The sequence below is a fragment of the Xanthomonas codiaei genome (assembly GCF_002939785.1).
Taxonomy (GTDB): domain Bacteria; phylum Pseudomonadota; class Gammaproteobacteria; order Xanthomonadales; family Xanthomonadaceae; genus Xanthomonas; species Xanthomonas codiaei.
Map to the genome: position 1 here is coordinate 1 of NZ_MDEC01000015.1, position 22,829 is coordinate 22,829.

Annotated in this window: 20 protein-coding genes; 3 read left to right on the forward strand and 17 right to left on the reverse strand. The window is 65.4% G+C overall.

The window, feature by feature from the left end; all coding sequences use genetic code 11:
• Positions 1–277: 277 nt before the first annotated feature.
• The 6 genes from XcodCFBP4690_RS12000 to oleC form a co-directional block, all read right to left on the reverse strand.
• The gene (locus XcodCFBP4690_RS12000) at positions 278–1,048 is read right to left on the reverse strand and encodes a pseudouridine synthase (RefSeq protein WP_146091887.1); all 771 of its coding nucleotides are present in this window, start codon (positions 1,046–1,048) and stop codon (positions 278–280) included.
• A gap of 84 nt (positions 1,049–1,132) precedes the next feature.
• Positions 1,133–2,806, reverse strand: coding sequence for a ubiquinone biosynthesis regulatory protein kinase UbiB (ubiB, locus tag XcodCFBP4690_RS12005; RefSeq protein ID WP_104541156.1), 1,674 nt, complete (start codon positions 2,804–2,806; stop codon positions 1,133–1,135).
• The gene (locus XcodCFBP4690_RS12010) at positions 2,803–3,447 is read right to left on the reverse strand and encodes a ubiquinone biosynthesis accessory factor UbiJ (protein WP_104541157.1); all 645 of its coding nucleotides are present in this window, start codon (positions 3,445–3,447) and stop codon (positions 2,803–2,805) included. The genes ubiB and XcodCFBP4690_RS12010 overlap by 4 nt, the downstream gene beginning before the upstream one ends.
• Positions 3,448–3,959: 512 nt before the next feature.
• On the reverse strand, positions 3,960–4,118 hold the full coding sequence (locus XcodCFBP4690_RS12015) for a DUF1328 domain-containing protein (protein ID WP_003468167.1): 159 nt from the start codon (positions 4,116–4,118) through the stop codon (positions 3,960–3,962).
• 64 nt (positions 4,119–4,182) lie between these two features.
• Complete coding sequence (oleD, locus tag XcodCFBP4690_RS12020; RefSeq protein ID WP_104541158.1) at positions 4,183–5,193, reverse strand: 2-alkyl-3-oxoalkanoate reductase; 1,011 nt, start codon at positions 5,191–5,193, stop codon at positions 4,183–4,185.
• A 99-nt stretch (positions 5,194–5,292) separates the two neighbouring features.
• On the reverse strand, positions 5,293–6,945 hold the full coding sequence (gene oleC / locus XcodCFBP4690_RS12025) for an olefin beta-lactone synthetase (RefSeq protein ID WP_104541159.1): 1,653 nt from the start codon (positions 6,943–6,945) through the stop codon (positions 5,293–5,295).
• Between the two features lie 644 nt (positions 6,946–7,589).
• Between oleC and XcodCFBP4690_RS12030 the strand changes: the two genes are divergently transcribed.
• Positions 7,590–7,973 (forward strand): YkgJ family cysteine cluster protein, encoded by a 384-nt coding sequence (locus XcodCFBP4690_RS12030; RefSeq protein ID WP_104541240.1) that lies wholly within the window; start codon positions 7,590–7,592, stop codon positions 7,971–7,973.
• 597 nt (positions 7,974–8,570) lie between these two features.
• Here the strand turns inward: XcodCFBP4690_RS12030 and XcodCFBP4690_RS12035 are convergent.
• The 5 genes from XcodCFBP4690_RS12035 to XcodCFBP4690_RS12055 form a co-directional block, all read right to left on the reverse strand.
• On the reverse strand, positions 8,571–9,725 hold the full coding sequence (locus XcodCFBP4690_RS12035) for an AAA family ATPase (RefSeq protein WP_104541160.1): 1,155 nt from the start codon (positions 9,723–9,725) through the stop codon (positions 8,571–8,573).
• A 90-nt stretch (positions 9,726–9,815) separates the two neighbouring features.
• Entirely contained in the window at positions 9,816–10,733 is a 918-nt protein-coding gene (locus tag XcodCFBP4690_RS12040; protein ID WP_104541161.1) for an alpha/beta fold hydrolase, read from the reverse strand.
• Positions 10,734–10,877: 144 nt separating this feature from the next.
• Positions 10,878–12,017, reverse strand: a complete 1,140-nt coding sequence (gene fic, locus XcodCFBP4690_RS12045; protein WP_104541162.1) for a protein adenylyltransferase Fic — start codon at positions 12,015–12,017, stop codon at positions 10,878–10,880.
• 83 nt (positions 12,018–12,100) lie between these two features.
• Positions 12,101–13,117, reverse strand: a complete 1,017-nt coding sequence (locus XcodCFBP4690_RS12050) for a 3-oxoacyl-ACP synthase III (protein ID WP_104541163.1) — start codon at positions 13,115–13,117, stop codon at positions 12,101–12,103.
• 101 nt (positions 13,118–13,218) lie between these two features.
• Positions 13,219–13,539 (reverse strand): DUF4156 domain-containing protein, encoded by a 321-nt coding sequence (locus XcodCFBP4690_RS12055; protein ID WP_104541164.1) that lies wholly within the window; start codon positions 13,537–13,539, stop codon positions 13,219–13,221.
• A 384-nt stretch (positions 13,540–13,923) separates the two neighbouring features.
• Between XcodCFBP4690_RS12055 and XcodCFBP4690_RS12060 the strand changes: the two genes are divergently transcribed.
• Positions 13,924–14,304, forward strand: a complete 381-nt coding sequence (locus tag XcodCFBP4690_RS12060) for a hypothetical protein (protein WP_104541165.1) — start codon at positions 13,924–13,926, stop codon at positions 14,302–14,304.
• Between the two features lie 26 nt (positions 14,305–14,330).
• Entirely contained in the window at positions 14,331–14,807 is a 477-nt protein-coding gene (locus XcodCFBP4690_RS12065) for a tRNA (cytidine(34)-2'-O)-methyltransferase (RefSeq protein WP_104541166.1), read from the forward strand.
• A gap of 315 nt (positions 14,808–15,122) precedes the next feature.
• On the opposite strand, the gene XcodCFBP4690_RS12070 is transcribed toward XcodCFBP4690_RS12065, so the two are convergent.
• The 6 genes from XcodCFBP4690_RS12070 to poxB form a co-directional block, all read right to left on the reverse strand.
• The gene (locus XcodCFBP4690_RS12070; protein WP_104541167.1) at positions 15,123–16,346 is read right to left on the reverse strand and encodes an MFS transporter; all 1,224 of its coding nucleotides are present in this window, start codon (positions 16,344–16,346) and stop codon (positions 15,123–15,125) included.
• Positions 16,347–16,450: 104 nt separating this feature from the next.
• Positions 16,451–17,065: a hypothetical protein gene (locus tag XcodCFBP4690_RS12075; protein WP_104541168.1), complete on the reverse strand. Its 615-nt coding sequence runs from the start codon at positions 17,063–17,065 to the stop codon at positions 16,451–16,453.
• A gap of 94 nt (positions 17,066–17,159) precedes the next feature.
• Positions 17,160–17,918, reverse strand: a complete 759-nt coding sequence (locus tag XcodCFBP4690_RS12080; protein WP_104541169.1) for a hypothetical protein — start codon at positions 17,916–17,918, stop codon at positions 17,160–17,162.
• 184 nt (positions 17,919–18,102) lie between these two features.
• Positions 18,103–19,449 (reverse strand): sigma-54-dependent transcriptional regulator, encoded by a 1,347-nt coding sequence (locus XcodCFBP4690_RS12085; RefSeq protein WP_104541170.1) that lies wholly within the window; start codon positions 19,447–19,449, stop codon positions 18,103–18,105.
• A complete protein-coding gene (locus XcodCFBP4690_RS12090; RefSeq protein WP_104541171.1) occupies positions 19,434–20,876 on the reverse strand; it encodes a sensor histidine kinase in 1,443 nt (480 codons plus the stop codon). The genes XcodCFBP4690_RS12085 and XcodCFBP4690_RS12090 overlap by 16 nt, the downstream gene beginning before the upstream one ends.
• Positions 20,877–20,925: 49 nt before the next feature.
• Complete coding sequence (gene poxB / locus XcodCFBP4690_RS12095) at positions 20,926–22,635, reverse strand: ubiquinone-dependent pyruvate dehydrogenase (protein WP_208622738.1); 1,710 nt, start codon at positions 22,633–22,635, stop codon at positions 20,926–20,928.
• Between the last annotated feature and the right edge of the window lie 194 nt (positions 22,636–22,829).

Here is a 22,829-nt window from a genome sequence, read left to right on the forward strand (position 1 = left end):
GCGCAAGCTGCTGGTCATCCTCAACGCCAAGATGCGAGATCAACTGGCGGCTGACGCCGCCGGTTGATCAAGACAGTTGCTCTCCCGCCCGCGCGCTCGAGCTCCTCTCCCGCTCGCGCGCTTGAGCCCCTATCCCGCTCGCGTGCTTGAGCCCCTCCCCCGCCCGCGTGCTTGAGCCCCTCTCCCGCTCGCGGGAGAGGGGTTGGGGTGAGGGACGCTTGCGCGGATGTCCAGCGGACTGAGTGGACGTCTCGATCTCCGAACCAGGCACGCCACATCACGCAGGCTGCATGACCCCCAACCCCGCCATCTCCCACCCGAACAACGCACACGCCTTGGAAAATTCCACATCCAGCGGTGCGGTGACGCTGATACGCCTGCCGTCGGCCGGGTGCGGAAATTCCAGGCGTTCGGCATGCAGCAGCATGCGGTGGATGCCGAGCATGCGGAAGCTGCGGTTGTGGCGGCCATCGCCATGGCTGGTGTCGCCGATCATGTGATGCGACAGGTGCTTCATGTGGCGGCGGATCTGCCGGAAGCGGCCGGTCTGTGGCTGGCAGCGCAGCAACGCATAGCGCGAAGTGGCAAACCCGGTGGACGGGATGTCCAGCTCACCGGTGGCAAGACGTTGGAAATGGGTCACCGCCGGCTTTTTCACCGGTTTGCCCGGGCCGCCATCCAGGTCGTGGTCGACGACGAACTGCGCCTCGGCCGGCCAGCCGCGGCATACGGTCAGGTAGTACTTGTCCACCTCGCCGGCCATCAGCGCCTTGCCCAGCGCACTGGCGCTGTCGCGGTCGAAGGCCAGCAGCAGGCAGCCGCTGGTAGCGCGGTCGAGCCGGTGCACCAGGAAGATCGGCCGGCCCAGCTGTTCGCGCAGGCGGTCGGCCAGGAAGTCGTCCTCCCCGCGCGCCAGTTTGCTGTCGTGGACCATCAGGCCCGCGGGTTTGTCGACGACGGCCAGGACCTCGTCCTGGTAGAGAATCTGCAGGTGCTTGGGGGATGTGCTCACCGGCGGATTATCCGCATCGCTGACACCGCGTGCCACTGCGTCGGCACTGCCCCGCGCTTGCGCATGCCGCTCTCCGGCAGCGCACTGGCGCCGCACACCGCATGGGCAGCAATGCGCCGCCTAGCGGCGCAGCCAGGCCACCAGCAATGCGGCCGAGCCGGCGCCGCCGCTGATCCAGCTCCACACCGGCACCGTGCCCAGGTACCAGCCGTCCGGATGCAGGCCGTACAGCACCGCGGCGACCACCAACAGCCCGCTGCCGGTGATGGCGGTGACCACGCGGGTCTGCAGCTTGCGCAGACTCAGTTCCAGCGCGCGCAGTTCGGTGGAGCGGATCTCCAGCTGATGGCGGCCTTCCACCTGCTGTTTCAGCCAGCTGTGCACCAGGCGCGGCATGTCCGGCGCATGGGTCATGATCTCCGGTAGCCGTTTGCCCAGCTCGCCGAGCACGCGGCGCGGGCTGTAGCGCTCGCGCAGGATGCGTTCGAGCACCGGACGCGCCACCGCCCAGATGTCCAGCTTGGGGTCGAGCTGGCGGCCCACCCCTTCGATGTTGAGCAAGGTCTTCTGCAGCAGGATCAGCTGCGGCTGCAAGGTCAGCTCGTAGCGCTGCGCCACGCGGAACAGCTTGATCAATACCTGCGCCAGCGAGATTTCCGACAGCGGCCGAGTGAAGTACGGCTCGCACACCGAGCGCGCGGCCGCTTCCAGCTCGTCGATGCGCACGTTCGAGGGCATCCAGCCCGCTTCCACGTGCAGCTCGGCCATGCGGCGGTAATCCTTGTGGAAGATCGCCATGAAGTTCTCGGCCAGGTAGTACTGATCTTCCTGCGAGAGCTGGCCCATGATGCCGAAATCCAGCGCGATGAAGCGCGGATTGAGGCGGCGCTCCGGGTCCGCATCGACCCAGATGTTGCCGGCGTGCGCATCGGCGTGGAAGAAGTTGTCGCGGAACACCTGGGTGTAGAACACGCGCACGCCCTTGGCCGCCAGCGCCTTGCGATCGATGCCGGCCGCATCGAGCTTGGCGATGTCGTCGGAGGGAATGCCGTACACGCGCTCCAGCGTGAGCGCGCGCTCGGCGGTGTGCGACCAGATCACTTCCGGCACGTACAGATCGTCCGAGCCTTCCCAGAACCGGCGCAGCACGCTGGCGTTGGCGCCTTCGCGCTGCAGGTCCAGTTCAGCGGCCAGGGTGCCTTCGATCTCGGCCACCACTTCACGCGGGCGGATCTTCTCGGCGCGCGGGTGGGTGCGTTCGACCAGCGTGGCCAGCGAGTGCAGCAGCGCGATATCGGCATCGATCTGGCGCTCGATGTCCGGGCGCAGCACCTTGACCACCACCGCGCGGCGCACGCCGTTGGCGTCGGGCGGCAGCGTGGCCGCATGCACCTGCGCGATGGAGGCAGATGCCAGCGGCACGGTGTCGAAGGAAGCGAACGCCACGCTGACCGGCAGGCCCAGCGCAGCTTCGACGATCAGTCGGGCGGCCTCGCCGTCGAACGGCTTGACCCGGTCCTGCAGCAAGGTGAGTTCTTCGGCCACGTCGGCCGGAATCAGGTCGCGCCGGGTCGACAGGATCTGCCCGAACTTGACGAAGATCGGCCCAAGCTCCTGCAAGGCCAGCCGCAGCCGCGCACCGCGCGATTGCGCGGCGATTTCGGCGCTGGCACGCGGCACGAACGGTTTGGCCAGGCGCAACCAGCGCTCGGCCGGGGTGCCTTCGAGCAAGGCATCCAACCGGTAGCGCAGGATCACCCGGCCGATGCGGCTGGCCCGCAGGATCGCCTTCATGCCGCGCCTCCGGCGGCGCGCAGGCGGGCGACGCGTGCAGCCAGGCGTTCGACAGCGTCGCGCAACTCGTCCACGTCATCGTGGAAGGCCTCAAGCTCGGCACGCGGCACCACATCGCGCGATTCTTCGGTGACGAATTCGGCCGCGCTGTGCGCCAGATCCACCGCGCTGCGCCGTACCTGCTGCAAGGCGGCACGCACCGCGCCGGCGATCTGCACGCCCAGGATTTCGCCGAACACCGCCACGAACGGCAGCTGCCAATCCGGATCGAAGCGCCCGGCCAGCTGCTGCAGCTGACGCGCCAGCTCCGCATCGCCGGAGACCTTGAGCCGCCCCGCCGGCGCACCGCTGCGGCGCGCATTGGCCAGCAACGGCAATTGCCCAAGCAGGCCGGCCAGGCTGCTGCGCACCGCCAGGTCCGGTTCCTGCGCCGGGTCCACCGGCCCCACCAGCAGCCGACGTTCGTGCACGCGGATCTGCAGCGCCAGGGCGGGCACGTCCAGGGTCAGCGCGATGCGCTGGCCTTCCAGCGGCAGCAGGGCGTCGCGGGTATCCGGGTCCAGTGCCAGCGCGCGGTTGAGCGCTGCCTGCAGGGCCTGGCCGGCGAGGGGCTTGAATGAGTCGAAGAATGATCCGGGCATGGCGGCATTCTACCGCCACCGCATGTCGCAGCCGCTTGACGGCGGTCTGCCTGCCGCTGCCGCAGCGTGCCAGGTACGAAGGCACGACCATGGTATCGACGTCTCAAGCCTGCTGTGGCCGGTGCCAACTTCGGCTGGCTGGCCGAACGCTTGCGCACTTGGTCCATGTCGACCGGATCGTGAGGCACGCGCATGCGCAGCGGCGCCTGGCGATCCGGCCGTAGGACGCTCTCATCCGTGACGTGCGCCAAGCAGCAACCGCGCGCAGTGTGCGAGGTGAAGCGTGTGCGGCCCAATCCCACATCGCTCGCTCTGATCGGCAGCTTGGACGTATCGCCATCGGCGAGGCATCGCTGGCGGGCGGCGAAGCGGGCGCGCTCTGTGGAAAACGCCTGTAGCGCGCATCCAGGCTTGGCGGAGCGCCATAACGCAGATGGCCCGCCTCCTTGCGGAAGCGGGCCATCGCGCGCCGATCGGCAGCGCCGCTGCCGGGACGTAGCGTGCGTGAGGCGTTATACCTTGCCGCGACGGAACATCGAGATCACTGCCAGGATCAGGAACACCACGAACAGGATCCAGGCGATGTTGGTCGCCGCACCGGCGATGCCGCTGAAGCCCAGCACAGCGGCGATGATGGCGATGACGAAGAAGATGATGGCGTAATGCAGCATGGCAATGATTCCAAAAGTTGTCGTGCCGAATCGGCGCAGACGTATCTTGTGGATGCAGCGGTCTTTATCGGGTGATGGCAATGTCGTTGGAAGATGAGGATCGCAAGCGGTTGAGTCCCTCTTCGATGCTGATGCGCGGTACATAACCGAAGTCGCGGCGCGCCGGCTCCATGCTGTACCAGTGCGGCGTGCACAGTTGCTCTACCAGAAATCGTGTCAGCGGCACTTCGCCTGGCAGACGCAACAATGGCCACAAGGTCTCGCATACCGCGCCGATCCGGTAGGCGGTCTTGAACGACAGCGAACGCGTCACCGCCGGCGCGTCCACCGCAGCCAGCAGGCGGTTGAGCAACTCGCGCATCGGCAGCGGCTCGCCGTTGGAAATGAAGTACGCCTTGCCGGCGCAAGCCGCGCCCGGCGCAAGATGTTCGAACGCATCGAAGTGGGCCTGCGCAGCGTTGTCGATGTAGGTGCTGTCCACCAGATTGCTGCCATCACCCACCATGCGTAACCGCCCGGCACGTGCGCGCGCCGCCAGACGCGGCAGCAGATGATTGTCGCCCGGCCCCCAGATCAGGCGCGGGCGCAATGCCACCGTCGCCAGCTGCGCGTCGTTGGCCGCCAGCACCGCGCGTTCGGCGATCGCCTTGGTGGCGGCATACGCGGCGCGCAGGTCTTGCCCATACGGCACTTCGTCGGCGCCCAGTCCTTCCACCGGGTTGGTGGCGCGATGGGTGACGCTGGGCGTGGAGGTGTAGATCAACCGCGGCACGCCGTTGGCGCGGCAGGCATCGAGCACGTTCTGCGTGCCCACTACGTTGGCCTGGTGGTAGCTGTCGTAGCTGCCCCACGCACCGGCCTTGGCCGCGTTGTGGAACACCGCATCGATACCGGCGAATGCATGCCGCACTGCCTGTGGGTCGGCCAGATCGCCGCGGATCTGGCCCACGCCCAGCGTCTGCAATACCGGGTAATCGCCACGCTGGAAGCTCACCACCTCATGCCCGCGCGCACGCAGGCCGCGGCACAGCGCCTGGCCCAGGAAGCCGCCACCGCCAGTCACCAATACCTTCATCGCGCCATACCGTTCATTGGAGGGAGCACACCATAGCCGGCCGCCATCGCCTTGGCGAATGGCCCGCCGACACGCCGCCAGTGGGTTTGCTGCAGACCGTTATCCACGCTGTTGCGCCGCCCACACCGCCAAGGTCTCGCGGCCGATCTTGGCGTTGTGGCGGATATCCACCGGAAAGCCCGGATGGCGCAGGAAGCGCGTGATGCCGGCGGTGTGCGCCTGCGCCGCGCCCAGCGAGCGCAAGGCGGTTTCCACCTGCGCAAATGCCGAGGCCGGCACGCCCGGCTGCAACTCCACGCACAGCACCGGCTGCTGTTGTCCAACCGCACCGACGCCGACCAAGGCGGTGCGACGCACCTGTGGGTGCACGTTGAACACCGGCTCCACCTGTTCGGTGTACAGCGGACCGGTGGCGGTTTCCACGCGGTGGGTCTTGCGGCCGCAGAACCACAATTGGCCTTGCGCATCGAAATAGCCGACATCGCCCATGCGATGCACGACCCGCTCGCTGCCGTCGCTGCAGCGCTCGCGAATCTTGGCGATACGGGTGGCCGCATCGCGGTTGAAATAGGTATCGGTGGCAGTGGGCCCGGCGACGGTGATCTCGCCCACCTCGCCCGCCGCCAGGACGCGTGCGCGGCTCCACTCGGCGATCGGCGCATCGTCGATGGCGATGATGCGCACCTGGTTGGGCGCGACCACCTGGCCGACACAGGTGCCGGCACCGGCCTCGGTGGCCGCACGCGTGGCATCCAGGGTGCGGCCCTCGATCGCCGCCACCGGCAGGCATTCGGTCGCACCGTATGGCGTCCAGAATTGCGCATCGGCAGGCAGCAGCGCGCGGATCTTCGCCACCACATCCGGCGGCACGGGCGCACCAGCGGAGGTGGCCAGGCGCACGTTGGGCAGCGGCTGTCCGTAGTCCGCGAGTACGCGCATCAGCGCCGGCGAGCCGAACAGCTGGGTCACACCGAAGCGTGCGATTGCGTCGTGCAACTTGCGCGGGTCGGCCGTGGCCGGGCGGGTCGGATCCATGTCCGGAATCACCGAGGTCAGCCCCAGCGCCGGGTCGAACAAGGCGAACGGCGGAAAGGTCGGCAGATCCACGCCGCCAGGCTGCATGCCGAAGGCGTTGCGCAGCAATTCGATCTGTCCGACGAAATGCCGGTGCCGGTACACCACGCCCTTGGGCACGCCGGTCGAGCCGCTGGTGAACAGGATCGCCGCCACATCATCGGCCGCGGTCTCGGCCAGCTGCGCCGCGGCGCCAGCCCCATCGCGCTCCACCCGCGCCAGGGTCACCCCGCCCCAGCCGTAACGGCCGCCGACGGTGACGATCCGCTGCGCGGACCGCGCCCAGCGCAACAATCGCCGCGCCAGCTGCGCCAGCGCAATGCCGATGAAGGCCTGCGGCTGCGCTTCATCCAGGCATTGCTTGAGCGCGCGCTTGTCGATACCCGGGTCCACCAGCACCGGTACCGCACCGGCCTTGAACAACGCGAACATCAGCAGGAAGAACTCCGGCGACGGCCGCACCATCACCACCGTGCGCATGCCGCGGCCGATGCCGTGCACCGCCAGCCCGGCCGCAATCGCATCGCTGCGCGCGTCCAGTTCGGCATAGCTCAAGGTCACATCGTAGGCCGCAAACCCGTTGGCGCCGCGGCGCCCCGGGCAACGGATGGCGATCTGGTCGGGGCGCTCGCGCGCCAGCTGCGGCAGCGTGGCCGCGATATTGCAGGGACTGGTCATCACGTGATTATCGCGGATAACGCGGCAGTTACGGGCCTGCGTACGAAGAACTTGCACAGCCTTTTCTGCCTGCGCTTGGGCGATCGCCCTGTGCGACGGGCAAGCCGCACCACAGGTAGGGACGTCGCTGGCATGCCAGGAGCGTGGCGGTACTCATGCACGAGGCCTGGATGTAGACGCGTCGCACGGCTCTCGGCTACCCCAACACGTGACCGCAGCTGCGCAAGCAGGGCGTGTCGTTGGACATCGGTAATTCATTTGCACGCTCTCCATGCGCACCCATGGGAGCAGGCGCTCGGCGCACGGCGTGTGCGTCGCTCCGGGCTGGCCACGTGCTGCAATCAGCGATGCTGCAACGACGATGGCACCATTGCAGAGCATGTCGCCGTCCACACTGCTGGCGAACGCGGCAAGGCGGCGCGGTGTCGCAGGGCAAGCGGCAGATCGGCGCTGCCCGACCGCCGCCGCGGATGGCGGCCCAGCCGAACCCCGTTCTGGTCCTGCCCTCGGCAGGCAGGCCCTTGCCACGCCGCCGCCCAATGAACCGCTAATGGGGCCACGCAGGCGCCCCTTGTGTCAGCGCGCAATTCGGTCAGAATGCCGCGCTCTCCACGTTTGTTTTGCCGCGCAAGGCCCGGCATGCCATGGCACATCCCTGCCTTACCTGCGGCGCCTGCTGCGCCTATTTCCGCGTCAGTTTCCACTGGAGCGAAGCCGATCCCGCGCTGGGCGGCAGGGTGCCGATCGAATTGACCGATGCGCTACGCACCCACGAACGGGTGATGCGCGGCACCTCGCAGTCGCAGCCGCGCTGTATCGCGCTGGATGCCGACATCGGCCGCTACAGCCGCTGCAGCATCCACGACCGCCGCCCGTCCTCCTGCGCAGCCGTGCCGGCCTCGCTGGAATTCGGCCAGCGCAGCGCGCAGTGCGACAAATCGCGCCTGGCGCATGGCCTGCATGCGTTGACCGAAGCCGACTGGGTCGGTGTGGACGACGCGCAGCGCAACGCATTACCGGAGGCGTAGCGGCTAAGGTTTAAGCTACTAAGCTGCCAAGCCTATCTATTGTTCGTGAAAGGCTCGGAGACACTTTTGCAGCCTCTAGTGGTCGCCAATGCTGAGCTGCGAAGTCGCAGAGATGCATGTTATACCCCACCCCGGGTTTGGAACTGTCTCGATTGGAAACCATTTCTTGCCGAAGTAAGCGCTTGGATGATCGTGATGCCAGATTTATGATTATTTGCTTTGGATTATCTACCTCATCGGGCAATCTCGGTATCTGCGATTGAGGAACGCGAAGGAACTCCGCAAACGCTTCAGCATCTGCTAATAACCAGCTTTCTGCCTCCCTGACAGCAAACCTCAATAAAAATCCGGAAGGAATTCCACGAGGAGTCCAGCGCCGGATTATATCAACTACGCACCTTCCATCTGTGTCAGCGATACACAAAACCGGAGATATATTTGTAAGTCCTAAGTATCTCTTTAATGCAGCTTGCAACTTTGTAACGCCATGCGTGTTTATAACAGGCACCGTGGGAACCCGCTTAGCAACGTCCGTGACTAGCTTGACACCCAATGCGCAAGCAAGAGCGTCTTCGCCTATTATGTACATTCCTCCCATCAGAACAGGCCCATCTGCTCAATGCGTTCCGGCCTTGTCTTAGGTAATAACACCTCGGCTGGGTTCAATCCATTTTCCATAGCCACAAATTCTTCGGCATTAGGCTCTCGTATAGTAGTGCCATTCTCGCCGAGTTCAAGGAGAAGTACCCAGCCGGGATCACTGACTGCTGCTATTAAGTTATCGCTATGGGTAGTTACAATTACTTGGCGAGCAGCTTTTTTTCGACTACGCAGAACTCTGTCGATCATCAGCGGGATATATTCAACAATCGCATCATTCAGTGATAGCTCTGGCTCTTCTAGAAGAAGCATGCCGTCGCCCTCTTGCAATGCCCAAAGTAACCCAATTAGACGTAGCGTCCCATCAGAAAACTGTTCTTCGCGCTGCCAAGCGCCATTGACACGCCAATGATCGAAGCGCGCTTCCAAATGCGGGGCACCCGTAACCTCATCTTTTCTGAATTGCAGTTGCGAGAACTGAGGAACTGCCACCTTCAACGCCTCAGCAATACGCTTCAAACGAGCAGTTTGCGTTTTTTGAGGGGTTCTGGCTATCCGTTGCAGCAGTCCTTGGCCGAAAGGATCACTTTCTACCATTCTGCCACTTATTTCCTCCCCAAATTTCAAAAGTTGAGGAACCAGATGAAGATATGTAGTAGATCCAAAGAATTCGGCAAGTTCGCGAAACTTTGCGTTGTTGTTGATTTGTTCCATGTGCGTTTGCGTTAAACGCACCTCATCGGATAGATCGTTAGAATCTGGGCGTAGAATTATTTCCCGATCATTACACGTGACCACTTCTTTTGTAATGAATACTCTCTGTGCTCCTTTGCCCTCCGCCTTGAATGCAAGCACGTAGGTCCAACGCTTCGCTTCAGGATCAAGTGACTCCAGCAATTCGACTTCGATACTAACTTCCGGGTCCCGTCTTGCATGGAGACTGCGCAGCTTAGACATAAAACCGCGCTCCTTGAGTGCTTTTTGCAGTCCGCCACCTTCAACTTGCGCAATCGTTCTTAAAAATCGGAAAACGTCTAAGAGATTAGATTTTCCCGAAGCGTTTGCACCAATTAAAAATGCGCGCGAAGAAAGGCCAACGTCCGCCTCACGGAAGTTTCGCCAATTCTTTAGCTTAAGTCTCGAAATAAGCACTATTCTCTCCAGGTGTGCTCGATCAGAGCAGTCGGCCTATGACTGTCATCTTGTATCCACTTAGATAAAACTTTCAATCACTTTGATAAATTACAACGAATTGCGCTCAAGGAACGCCCGGATCGCCGGCACCAGCACCTCGTGCTTGTCTTCCAGCACGTAGTGATTGGCATCGTCGAACGCGGTGACCTCGGCCTGCGGCAGCGCACGGCGGAAACCGTCCAGAAAGTGCTTGTCGAAGCAGATGTCGCGCAGGCCCCAGGCAATGAACGCAGGGCGGTCGGCGAACGAGGGCAATGCCTGCGCCGAGCGTTCCAGCAACGACCAGCCCTTGTCGGCCGGCGACAGCGGGATGTCCTGCATGAAGCGGATGGTGGAAATGCGATTGCGCCAGCTGTTGTACGGCGCCACGTAGGCGCGGCGCACGGCCGATGGCATGCGTCGCGACACGCCCAGCCAGGAGGCGCCGGACGAGAACGCGTTGAAGGTGCGGATGAACCATTCGCCCGGCCGCCAATGGCGTCCCATCGCGATCTGCCAGGGCATCGGCTTTTCCGGCGGCAGCGGAAAGGCCGCCGTGTTGGTGATCACCAGCCGCTTGACCTGCGCATGGTGCGACAACGCCCAACCGAAGCCGATCATGCCGCCCCAGTCGTGCACCGCCAACGTGATCGGGCCGGTGATGCCCAGGTGCCGCAACAGCGTGTCCAGGTCGTCCACGCGCGATTGCAGGGTGTAGTCGTAACGCGGCTGCGCGTCAGGCGCATCGTCGGGCTTGTCGGACAGGCCCATGCCGATGTGGTCGGGCACGATGCAGCGGTAGCGATCGGACAAGCCGCTCACCAGATGTCGCCACAGATAGCTCCACGACGGATTGCCGTGCAGCATGACAATCACCTCTGCAGACGCCACCTCGCCATCGCGCGGGCCTTCGTCCAGGTACGACATCGCAATGCCGGGACGCACCTCAAGGCGCTTGGGGGTGAAGGGATAGCCGGGGTAGTTCATGCCAAAAGGATCCGATTTATTTCGAGAAGAGCCAGATCGCGCTGGCGTTGGCCCGGGCGATGCGGATAAAGACTCCTGCAGCGATCACGTGTCCCTCCACATCAAACGGCAGCGATTGGCATACATCTGCAGGAATCGTAGAGATCATTGTGCTTCTTGCGGGCTTGCTCGGTAAGGCGGCAGTTGATGACTGTCGGCAGAGAGTAATTGCAGGAAGGCAGGATGCAGGAACAACTTCTCCTTGCCCAAGCGCTGCTCCTTGAGCACGCCGATATCCACCAACTCCTTGAGATGACGCGCTGCTGTCTGACGCGTCACCCTGAGCGCATCCACCACGTTCTGAATGCGGCAATAGGGTTGATTGAAAATCACATCGACAAGCTCGCGGCTATATGCCCTGGGTGCAAGAAGGCGAACGTGATCGCGCGCCTGTGCCTCCAGGCCGCGGATCGCCTGAATTTTCGCAGTTGTCCAGGCAGCGGTCTCCGCGACGGCAGCAAGCATGTAATCAATCCACTCGGCCCAGTGCCCATGCCGCGTCACGTCCAGCAGCAGGCGGTAGTAATCGCTGCGGTGGCGGAGGATGTAGCGCGACAGATACAGCACCGGAACATCGAGCAACCCCTGTTCGATCAGCATCAGCAGATTCAATACTCGCCCGGTGCGACCGTTGCCATCGGTAAATGGGTGGATTGCTTCGAATTGGTAATGCGCCACTGCCATCCGGATCAGGGGATCAACCTCGGTGTGGTCGTGGATGAAGCGCTCCCAGTTCGCGAGTTTGTCGCGCAGCAGCGTTTCGCCCACCGGCGGGGTATAGATGATCTGCTGAATCTGGTCGTTGGCCAGCGCAGTACCCGGTACCCGACGAATCTGCATTTGCACCGCCTTGATGCGGCTGCATACCACTACTGCAGTGTCAGTACATAGCGGCCGCTGCTGAAGCGATTGAAATCCTTCGTGCAGCGCACTGCGGTAACGCAGTGCTTCTTTGGTCGCGGGATTTTGGGCGCGCTCCTGATCGTCTGCGTACCGAAATAAATCGTCAGTGGTCGTGACGATGTTTTCGATCTCCGAACTTGCTTGCGCTTCCAGGACCGGAATCGTGTTGATCAACACCGCTGGGTTAGGCAACAACGCCGTGGCTTGTTTCAACTCGGCCAGGGCGGTGCGGGCAACAATGCAAGCCTTGAGCAGGCTGCGGGTTTCGATGTCTCCCGCCGGCGGCAGCGGCGGAAGCGCATTGTGGGGCTTGGTCGGATCGAAAGCGGATGTGTCGTCCATGTCACCTGCTCATGTTGCGGGAACGAACATGATGCAGAGACGAGTTCTAAAAATCCATTTTTTTTAACACGTCCCCACAGCATTTACCAAACCACTTCCGCCATCGAGCAGTTCAGTCCAGAACCAATCCCCATCAGGGCGATACGGTCGCCCTTCTTCAGGCGGCCCAGCTCCTTGAGCTTGCTCAACACGATCGGCACCGAGGCCGGCCCGATGTTGCCGTGCTCGCCGAAGATGGTCATGACCTTGGCCGGGTCGATGCCGAACGACTTCACGAACGAGGCGGTGTGCGGGCGGCTGACCTGGTGGATGACGAACTGGTCCACCTCGTCCACCGCCCAGCCCAGCACCTGCTTGGCGGCCAGGAAGGTCTTCTGCGCCAGCTTGATGCCTTCGATCAGCAGCAGGCGGGTGTCGGTGACCATGCGGTCCAGGTTGCCCCGGCACAGCTTGTTCCACTCGGTGGCCGAGCGGGTCACCCCGCCCTTGTAGCGCGGTGCGTCCGGCACCAGCTCCGAGCGCGCCATCACCATGGCGGCGGCGCCGCAGCCCAGGGTCAACGCGGCCAGCTCGTTGCGGAACTCCTCTTCGGTGACGTCCGGCGAAGTCATGCGCTCCAGGGTCTTTTCATAGACCAGGTTGGCGGTCTCGCCATCGACGACCAGCGCGTAGTCGATCTCCCCGCGCTCGAGCATGCGCGCGGCGATGTCCATGCCGTTGATAAAGGCCAGGCAGGCGTTGGCGACATCGAACGTCATGCAGTGGTCGCCCACGCCCAGGTTGCCGGACACGATGGAGGCCGTGGACGGCTCCAGGTAGTCGCGGCTGACCGAGGTGTTGACCAGCAGGCCGATCTTCTCGATCCCGATCCCGGCATCGACCAGCGCCTTGCGCGCGGCCTGGGTGGCGGCGTCGGAGGCCTGGACATCCTGATCCCACAGCCGCCGTGCATGGATGCCGGCAACGTCGCCCAACACGTCGGTCTTGATCCCGAGACGGTCGTAGGTCGGTTGCAGGCGCTCGTTGATTTCCTTGGAAGTCAGCGTGTGCGGCGCATCAATGTGCGCCAGTCCCGCGATGGAGACATTCTGGAAGAGCATCGAAGTAGCGCCATGGCGTCAGGCGAGGGGGCGCTAGTCTAGCTGCTGGCCGGTTTTACCGCATCTTTACAATTGAATCGCCCCCGCCCCAGCCCAACGGTTCAGCGCGGCGGGCAGCGGAAAGCGGTGAAGCGCTGGCTTCCGTCGGCCGGCTGACCCTGCGCCTGGACCGCATTGGCATTGGCGCCCGGGGCCTCGTTGCGCGCCAGCGTTTCCAGTTCTTCCTGCACGCGCAGGGGGTTGCGGTTGTAGAAGCCGACCTTGCTCTTGACCGACACCACCACCTCGCCCTGCTGCTGGCAGCCTGCCGGGACCGGCCCTGCGGGCAGCACCTGCACGCCTTTGCCGCTCTGCTCGATCGGCACCCAGGTGCATGCCGCAGCGGTGGTGGCAAGCAGAACAGACAGCATCAGCACGCGCATAAGTCGTCACACCTGAGGGCAAAACCGGATTGTGCCGCAGTTGCCCGGTCGCCAAGCGCGCGGCCGGGCGCAGGCCGTAAGCCGCATTCAGCACGTTCGAACACGCCGGCCTGCTTCGCGCGCCACCACCGTGGCGCCATCGGTTGCCGGACGCCGCGTCCGGGTGTCCGGACACGGACACCATCGCCTCTCAAGAAACTCATTGAAAACAAATACATAAAGCTGGCACGCCGTTTGCTTCGGTTATCGGGCAACCGCGCCATCGGCTGAAAAATGAATTTCTACTGAATGTCGGGAAAAGAAACGCGAAAGTTCTTGCGCCTACCGAAACGGTGTACTACCTTACTACCACACCACTGATCACCCACACCAAGAGACCCCGCCATGAACGCTCAGACCCTGCGCATCGCCCTCTCCGCCGCCCTGCTTGCCGGTACCTCCCTGGCCGGTTTCGCCCAGGCCGCCACCGTCACCACGCTGGACACCGTGCAGGTGCGCCCGGCTGCCGACCAGATCGCCCAGCAGACGCTGGAACGCAACAGCGACATCCGCACCCTGGCCGCCGTGCAGGTGCGCCCCTCGGCCGAACAGCGTGCCGAACTGGTCGTGCGCAGCAGCGCAGCGACCGCCCAGGCCGCCTCCAGCCAGGCTGCTGCCGCGATCGGCGCGCTGATGGGCCAGGTCATCGTCAACCTGCCGGTGCCGCAGCTGCAGCCCTCGCCGGCCGAACTGGAAGCACTGGTCGGCGCCGCCATCAGCCTCTGAGCACGCGCGCGGCTACACTTGCGCGCATGCCAACACCTGTCCTCGATGTCATCCTGTTTCAACCGGAAATTCCGCCCAACACGGGCAATGTGATCCGCTTGTGCGCCAATACCGGCGCGCGCCTGCACCTGATCGAGCCGTTGGGCTTCGACCTCAGCGACAAGCAGCTCAAGCGCGCCGGCCTGGACTATCACGAATATGCGCCGCTCAAGGTGCATGCCGATCTGCCGACGGCCCTGGCGGCCATCGCGCCCCGGCGCGTCTTTGCGCTGAGCACGCGCAGCACCGTGCGTTACGACACCCCGCAATTTGCCGATGGCGATGCGTTCCTGTTCGGCCCGGAAACCCGCGGCCTGCCGGCCGAGGTGCTGGAGTCGATCCCGCCGCAGCAGCGGCTACGGCTGCCGATGCGCCCGGACAACCGCAGTTTGAACCTGTCCAACACCGTGGCGGTGATGGTGTTCGAAGCCTGGCGGCAATGGAACTTTGCCGGCGGTCAGTAACCACACGCGGCAACAGCGACCAGCACGCAGCGGCTGGCATCGGCATCCATTACGCCCCCGCGCCGTTTCCAATGTACCGCGCATGCTGCGCCGACCATTGCAGACCACGCGTGCAAGGGCACCCGCAATGTTGCCCCTGCATGTCTCAGCATTTCCTGGCCCTTCGCGAGTTTCCTGCGCGAATGCATGCTTGTTGTCTGTCGCCGCCAGCACCGGATCGACGCTGGCCAGCGTTGGCGTCGCATCGCCTTGAACAAGCGCTGGCCGCCGCGCACCTTCCTCCAGCGTTGCGCCCTGCGTGAGCGCACGCGCGCATCACGCTGCCGGCTGCAGACCGGTGGCCGCCTGCACCATGCCGCGGCAGCCGGCCCATAGCGCCACCGCCAGCAACGCGATCGCGCCCAGGGTCAGGAACGCGATGCGATACCCGAAGGCATGCGCCAGCCAGCCACCGAACGCTGGGCTCAGTGCTGCGCCAATCCCCTGCACCGTCATCACCGCACCCTGGCCGACATTGACCCTGCCGGTGCCTTGCAGCAGGCGCGCCACCAGGGCCGGCACCACCACGCTCTGCAGCCCGGCGCCCAGACCATCGAGCACCTGTACCGGGAACACGCCCAAGCCATGGATCACCGAGGCGGCCACCAGCGCGCGCAGCGGCAAGGCCAGGAAGGCAACCAACAGCACCCACCAGTGCCCGTGCACCCGGATCCAGCGCATCGCCAGCAAGGCCACTACCACCATCGTGGCCTGCGCCACCACAATCGTGGTGGCGGTCAGCGCGCTCGGGTCGCCGGCGTGCGCCGCCACGATCGCCATGCCGTACAGCGGCAGCATCGCGGCGTTGCCGAGATGGAACAGCCCCAGCGTGACGGCCAGCAGCGCCAACGGGCGGCAGGTCAGCAAGACCCGCCAGCCGCCCAGCGTGTCTGCGCCGTCGGCATGGCGCAGGCCACGTGCGGCACGGTGATCGATGGCATCGGCCGGAATCGCCAGCACTGCCGCCAGTGCCAGCACACCGAACACCGCGGTCAGCGCAAACACCGCGCCAAACCCGTAGCGCCACCCCAACCATCCGGCCAGCACCGCGGCCAGCATGTTGCCGGTATGGTTGGCGACCTGGTTGCGTGCCAGCTGATGGTCGAAGCCGCGCGCGTGCACCAACCCCAGGGTGATCCCGGTCAATGCCGGGCCGATGCCGGCCGCCGCAAGCGCCGAGGCGATCTGTGCGGCGACCACACCGGATGAGGTGGGCCGCAGCCAGATCAGCGCGGTGGCCAGCAGGATCGCCACGCAGCCGATCACCACCACCGCGCGCTTGCGCCGGGTGGCATCGACCAGCGCGCCGGCCGGCGTGGTGGCGAGCATGCCGGCGATGCCACCCACGCTCATCACCGTGCCGATCGCCGCCACCGACCATCCCCTGGACTGCAAAAACACGCTGAGAAACGGCCCCAGCCCGTCCTGCACATCGGCCACGCTGAAATGCAGCGCTTCCAGTGCGCGCGTACCGCGCGGCCTGGCCTTGGTCATCGGCATGGCAGTGCTCGGCCATGCGATGCAACGCCGGCACACAGGCCGGCGTGCGTGACAGACCGGAGGGCAACCCTCTCGACGGAACACGGTGGCTGCATGTCCGGCTCCTAATGCTTGGGCTTGGGTTTGTGTGCAGGGCCGTGCGGCGGATGCGCGATTTGCTTCAGCGTCGCCGCCTTGCCGCCCAAGGCATGGGCATGGATCAGCAGGCCGTGCGGGGTTGCCTTGGTATCGCCTTCGGCAACCAACGGTTTGCCGACCACCAATTGCCTGGCGAACTGCGCGCCGGCGTGCGGCGGAAACCGCACCGTCACCTCGTCGTCGAGCAACACGCCATGCACCTGCCCGTGCGAGCCGTGCAACAGCCGCGCGATGGTGCCGGCGTGCTGGGTGAGCTGCGGCTTGGGCGGCTTGCCGGCCGGCGGCTTGGGCGTGGGTTTGGCATGCGGCCCGTGCGGGCCCTCATCGACGATACGCTTGCCACCCTGCGGGTCGATCGCCAGCGCCACCAGCATGTCGACATCGCGCGGCTTGAGGCCACGCACGGTCAATGCGCTGCCCGGCTTGAGCGCCTTGAGCAGGGCCGCCGACAGGTGCGGCGGGGTGTGTACCTCGGTGCCGTCGGTCAGCAGCAGGCCATCGATATCGGCCTTGGGATTGAGCAGGAAACGCGCCAGGGTGCCGCGGGTTTCGGGAAGGAAATCAAGATCGACCCAATGCATGGAGGACTCCGAAAAAAGCGACCGGCACGGCCGGTCGAACCGCTGGCCGCGCAGGTGCGTAGCCAGCGGAGTTACGAACGAGGAACCTGCCGGCTCAGCGACCGGCCGGCGGCACCGGAGCGCCAGGCGGCGGCAGCGGGCCGTCCGGACGCGGCGTGGTGAACAACGCGCGCAGCGAGGCGCGGTCACGCCCCAGCTGGGTGGCCTCGATGGCGCGGCCGTCCGCGGTGGCCACACCGAAACCGTTGGCGCTCAGCGGCGCGCCCACGCGCAGCAGGTCGGTGAACTGCAGCGCCAGGTGCGGCGGCATCCGGACCACGGTGCCATCGCTGACCAGCGCGCCATGGACCTCGCCGGCAGGCCCGTACACCAGGCGCTGGATGGTGCCGTCGGACCGCAGCGGCGTCAGTTGGCCGGGAGTCGGCGGCGGCGGTGGCGGCGCGCCGAAGGTAGGCGGGCGATCGACCACTTCGCGGCCGCTGCGGCTGGAGCGGATCGAGCTGGCCTGCAGCACTGGCAAGTTACCCAGCCGGAAGCCCTGCACCACGACGCTGTCGCCGGCACGTACGGCAGTCTTCACCTCGCTGGACAGGTGCGGCGGAAAACCCACCTGGGTGCCATCGCGCAGCCACAGGCCGTCGATATCGCCATTGGGATTGAGCATGAAGCGCTCGACGCTGCCGCTCACGCTTACCGGCGCGGCGGCGACGGGGGGCGGCGGGGCTGGTGGGGCTGGCGGGCCACCAATCGGGTCGTTGGGAGCCGGCGGCGGCGGGGGTGGCGCACCAACCTGGGCGGCAGCGGCGCCGATGGTGCAGGCCAGGGCGAGTGCAAGAACGGTCTGACGCATCATGGGATGTCTCCGGCGCGGCGGAAAGGGGCCGCGTGCCAATACCAAAGCAGCAATCGTGCCAACCGGTAATTGACTGTTTTATAAGGAAATTTCCGCACAAGTCAGCGAACGCAGACGTCTTGATTTCATCCACCTTGTCCGTTTTGGGGACACCCCTGGACCGATGGAGGAGCGTGCGCAGGCGTCACAACCCGTATTCCTCCAGCTTGCGATACAACAGCTGCCGGTGGATGCCCAGCCGCCGCGCCGCCTCGGCCCGGTTGCCCAGGCTCTGTGCCAGCGCCGCCTGGATCATCTCCCGCTCCAGGCGCGCCACCGCCTCGGGCAGGCTCCCGACCGGCGCCGGGGTCGACGGTGGCGATGGTTCGCCGGCGTCGGCCAGCGCCTCGTCCAGGTCGGGCGCATCGATGCTGGTACCGCGCACCAGCACCTGGCTGCGCTGCATGACATTGCGCAACTCGCGCACGTTGCCCGGCCAGCGGTGCGCCAGCAGCCGTTCCTGCGCCGCCGACGACATCCCCTGCCCCCGCCTCGTGCCGCCGCGCAGGAAGTGCCGCGCCAGCAGCAGGATGTCCTGGCCCCGCTCGCGCAACGGCGGCAGTTCGATCGGCACCACGTTCAGGCGATAGCGCAGGTCGCTGCGAAACCGCCCGTAGGCCACGCAGGCCGCCAGATCGCGGTGGGTGGCGGCCAACACCCGCACGTCCACCTTCTGCGGGCCACTGCCCCCCAACGGCGTCACCTCGCCCTCCTGCAGGAAGCGCAGCAGCTTGGCCTGCATCGGCAGCGGCATGTCGCCGATTTCATCGAGGAATAACGTGCCACCGTCGGCTTCGCGAATCAGCCCGCGCCGGTCGCTGCCGGCGCCGGAGAACGCGCCCTTGCGGTGGCCGAACAACTCGCTTTCCATCAACTCCAGCGGGATGGCCGCGCAATTGACCGCAACGAACGGCGCATTGGCACGCGCACTGGCGCGATGCAGCGCACGCGCGGCCAACTCCTTGCCGGTACCGGTTTCGCCGGTGATCAGTACCGGCAGGTCGGAGGCGGCCGCCAGCCCGATGCGCTTGTGCACGGTGCGCATCGCCGGGCTGTGCCCGACCAGGGCATCGTCTTCCTCGGCCGGCTCGCGCGTCTCATCGATCTCGGCTGCCGTGTCGTGCGCACGGCTCAGCAGCGCGCGCTGTACCACCTCGACGATGTCCGCGCGCCCCACCGGCTTGACCAGATGGTCGAAGGCGCCCAGCGTCATCGCCTCGATGGTGTTGCCGCTGGACGCATGCGCGGTGAGCATCACCAGCGGCACCTGGCGCGCCTGTGCATCGCCCAGGCGCGCACGCAGGACCTCGATGCCATCCATGCCGGGCATGCGGAAATCCACGAACGCCATGTCGATACCGCCTTCGCTCAGTCGCGCCAGCCCGTCCGGCCCATTGTCGGCGGCGACCACGGTGTGGCCGAGCGAGCGCAAGGTGGCCTGCAAGGTCGTGCGGAACGCCGCATCGTCGTCGATGATCAGGATGCGCGCCATGGCAGCTCCACGATGAAATCGGTCAGCCCGTCGGTGTGTGCGTAGCGCACCTGCCCGCCGTGCGCGCGCACGATCTCGCGCACCAGCGCCAGCCCGAGCCCGTTGCCGTCGCTGCGCCCGCTGACGAACGGCTCGAACAGCTGCGCGGCGATCGGCTCGGCGATCGCCGCGCCACGGTTGGAGACCCGCAGCTGCAGCACGCCATCGGCTTCTGCCGCCTGCAGCGTCACCTCGCTGCCCGGCTCGGCGTGCTGTACGGCATTGCGCAACAGGTTGTGCACCGCGCGCCCGAGTTGCTGCCGATCCAGTGTCCAGCGCAGCGGCGCCGCCGGCACCTGCAGGCGGGGCGGTGGCATGTCCGGTGGCAACAGGTCCGGGGCCAGCAGCGCACCCAACCAGGCCTGCACGTCCACCGTCTCCAGTTGCAGACGGATCGGCTGCACCATGCCGAGCAGGCTCTCGACCACTCCATCCAGGCGTTGGATCTGCGCCAGCATGATCTCGGCGTGGGCGGCCGCGTCGGGCGTGGCATCGCGCTGGGCGATCTCGTTCTCCACCGCCAGCCGCATCGTGGCGATCGGGTTGCGGATCTCGTGCGCCACCGTGGCCGTCATCCGGCCAAGCGCGGCCAGGCGTTCATGCCGCGATAGCTCGTCGGCCAGGCGGCGCGTCTGTGCCAGCGCCTGTGCGTTGCGTTGTGCGTACTGGTTGACCGCCGCGCCCAGCCGATCCAGCTCCGGCGCGCCGGTCGGCGGTATGTGCGGCGTCTGCGCATCGGCCGCCAGTGCCTGCTCGATACGCTGCAAGCGCTGGCTCCAGCGCCGCACCACCACCCCCAGCGCAATCGCCGAGACCGCCACCATCGCGAAGATCAACAGCATGCCGACGACCAACGGGCGCCAGGCATCGGCCTTGCTGGCCGGTACCCGCGTCATCGTCCATGCCGCACTGCCCGACACCAGCGGACAGGCGCTGATCAGCAGCACTTCGCGGCGACCAGCCCGACGGTACTGAACGGCAGTCCTGTCCTTCACCGCCTGCTGCGCGGTGCCCACGATGGTGGTCCATTCGGCCGCGGGAATATCGGTCTTGTGGTCGCTCCCATCGTAGGTGGGGTACGCGTAGGCGATGAAGCCCCGGTGCAGGTCCCACACGCCACCTTCGACACCCGGCGCGTCGGCCAACACCAGCTGCACCACCACGGCGGCCAGGCCGATTCCATCGTCGCCGGTGCGCGCCGCCTCGCTCGCCCCGGCATACCGTTGCACGATGCGCGCGCATTGCGCGCTCACTTGCTGGCGCGCTTCCTCCAGCCGCACGCCCTCGGTCTGCCGGTACAAGCCGTACAACATCGTGGCCACGCCCACACAGGCGGCCACGATGACCGCCCAGATCAACAGCAATTGCCGCAGCAGCGAACGAGGCATCGAACGACCCCAGGAAGATCAGGCAGTAATGTGCAGGGCGGCCGCTATCTCAACGCAGATTGGTCTTGACCAGCTGCAACACCTCGTCACCACGCCCGCTCATCACCGCCTTGAGCATGTACAGGCCCATGCCCTTGGCCTGTTCGAGCTTGATAGCCGGCGGCACCGCCAGCTCCTGGCTGGCGATACGCACATCCACCAGCGCCGGCCCGGAATGCGCAAATGCCTGCCGCAACGCGCGCTCCAGCTGCGAGGACTCATCGACACGAATGCCCAGGATGCCCATCGCATTGCTCATTGCGGCAAAGTCCGGATTACGCAACTCGGTGCCGGTATCCAGATAACCGGCCGCCTTCATCTCCATCGCCACGAAGCCCAGCGAGGCATTGTTGAACACCACCACCTTCACCGGCAGATTCAGTTGCGCCAGCGAGATGAAGTCGCCCATCAGCATCGCAAAGCCACCATCGCCAGACAGCGAAATCACCTGACGCCCGGGAAACGCCGCCTGTGCGCCCAGCGCCTGCGGCATCGCATTGGCCATCGAGCCATGATTGAAGGACCCGAGCAGCCGGCGCTTGCCATTCATGCGCAGATAACGCGCTGCCCACACGGTGGGCGTACCGACATCGCAGGTGAACACCGCGTCCTGATCTGCGATCTGGCTGATCAGCCGGGTGACGAACTGCGGATGCAGCGGTTCGCCCGGGTCGGCGGGCACTGCCAGGTCATCCAGTCCGTCGCGCGCGCTGCGATAGTGCTTCAGCGATTTTTCAAGAAAGCGACGATCGTCCCGGCGCTGCAACTGCGGCAACAAGGCCGCGATGGTTTCGCCCACATCCGCCGCAATGCCTAATTGAAGCGGCGTGCGCCGCCCCAGCGCGCCCGGGTCGCGGTCCACTTGCACGACGGTGGCATCCTTGGGATAGAACTGCCGATACGGAAAATCCGTGCCCAACATGAGCAAGGTGTCGCAGTTGAGCATGGCGTGATAGCCGGAGCTGAAACCGATCAAGCCGGTCATGCCCACATCGAATGGATTTTCCCACTCCACATGTTCCTTGCCGCGCAGCGCATGCACGATCGGCGCGCCCAGCGTATCGGCCAGCGCCACGACCGCGTCGTGCGCACCGGCACACCCGCTGCCGCACAACAGGGTGACCGCCTTGCTCTGCTGCAGCAGCTCGGCCAGCTGCTGTACATCCTCGGCAGCCGGCAGCACGCGCGGCGCACGCAGCGCCGGCCACGTGCTGGACACGTGCTTGTCCACCTCCAGCAACGCGATATCGCCGGGAATCACCACCACCGCCACACCCTGCTTCAGAATGGCCGTACGCATCGCCCGGTGCAGCACTTCCGGCAGCTGCGCCGGGTTGGTGACCAGCTCGACGAAGTGGCTGCACTCGCCGAACAATTCCTGCGGATGGGTTTCCTGAAAGTAACTCAGGCCGATTTCGGACGAGGGGATATGCGCGGCGATCGCCAGCACCGGCTGGCGGCTGCGATGGCAATCGAACAGCCCGTTGATCAGATGCAGATTGCCCGGCCCGCAGCTGCCCGCGCACACCGCCAGTTTGCCCGTCACCGCCGCCTCGGCGCCTGCGGCGAAGGCGGCCACTTCCTCGTGGCGCACATGCATCCACTCGATCGTCTGCATCTCGCGCAAGGCATCGGTCAACCCATTGAGGCTGTCGCCGGTCACGCCCCAGATCCGCTCCACGCCCGCGCTCTCCAGCGTCTCGGCCAGCAACCGCGCCAACGTCTTCTTCTTGCCCACGATGCAGCTCCGCTGTTGGTTCAACGAACTGCAATGCTCCCAGCGACCATGTCACTGCAATGTGCTGGTGGACCGATGACGTGCAGACATTGCCATTTCTGGCGGTTTTTCAGCCTTCTGCCGATCCATGGTCACATAAGCACCAGCACGTCACGCTTTGCCTGGGCGCTACGCGC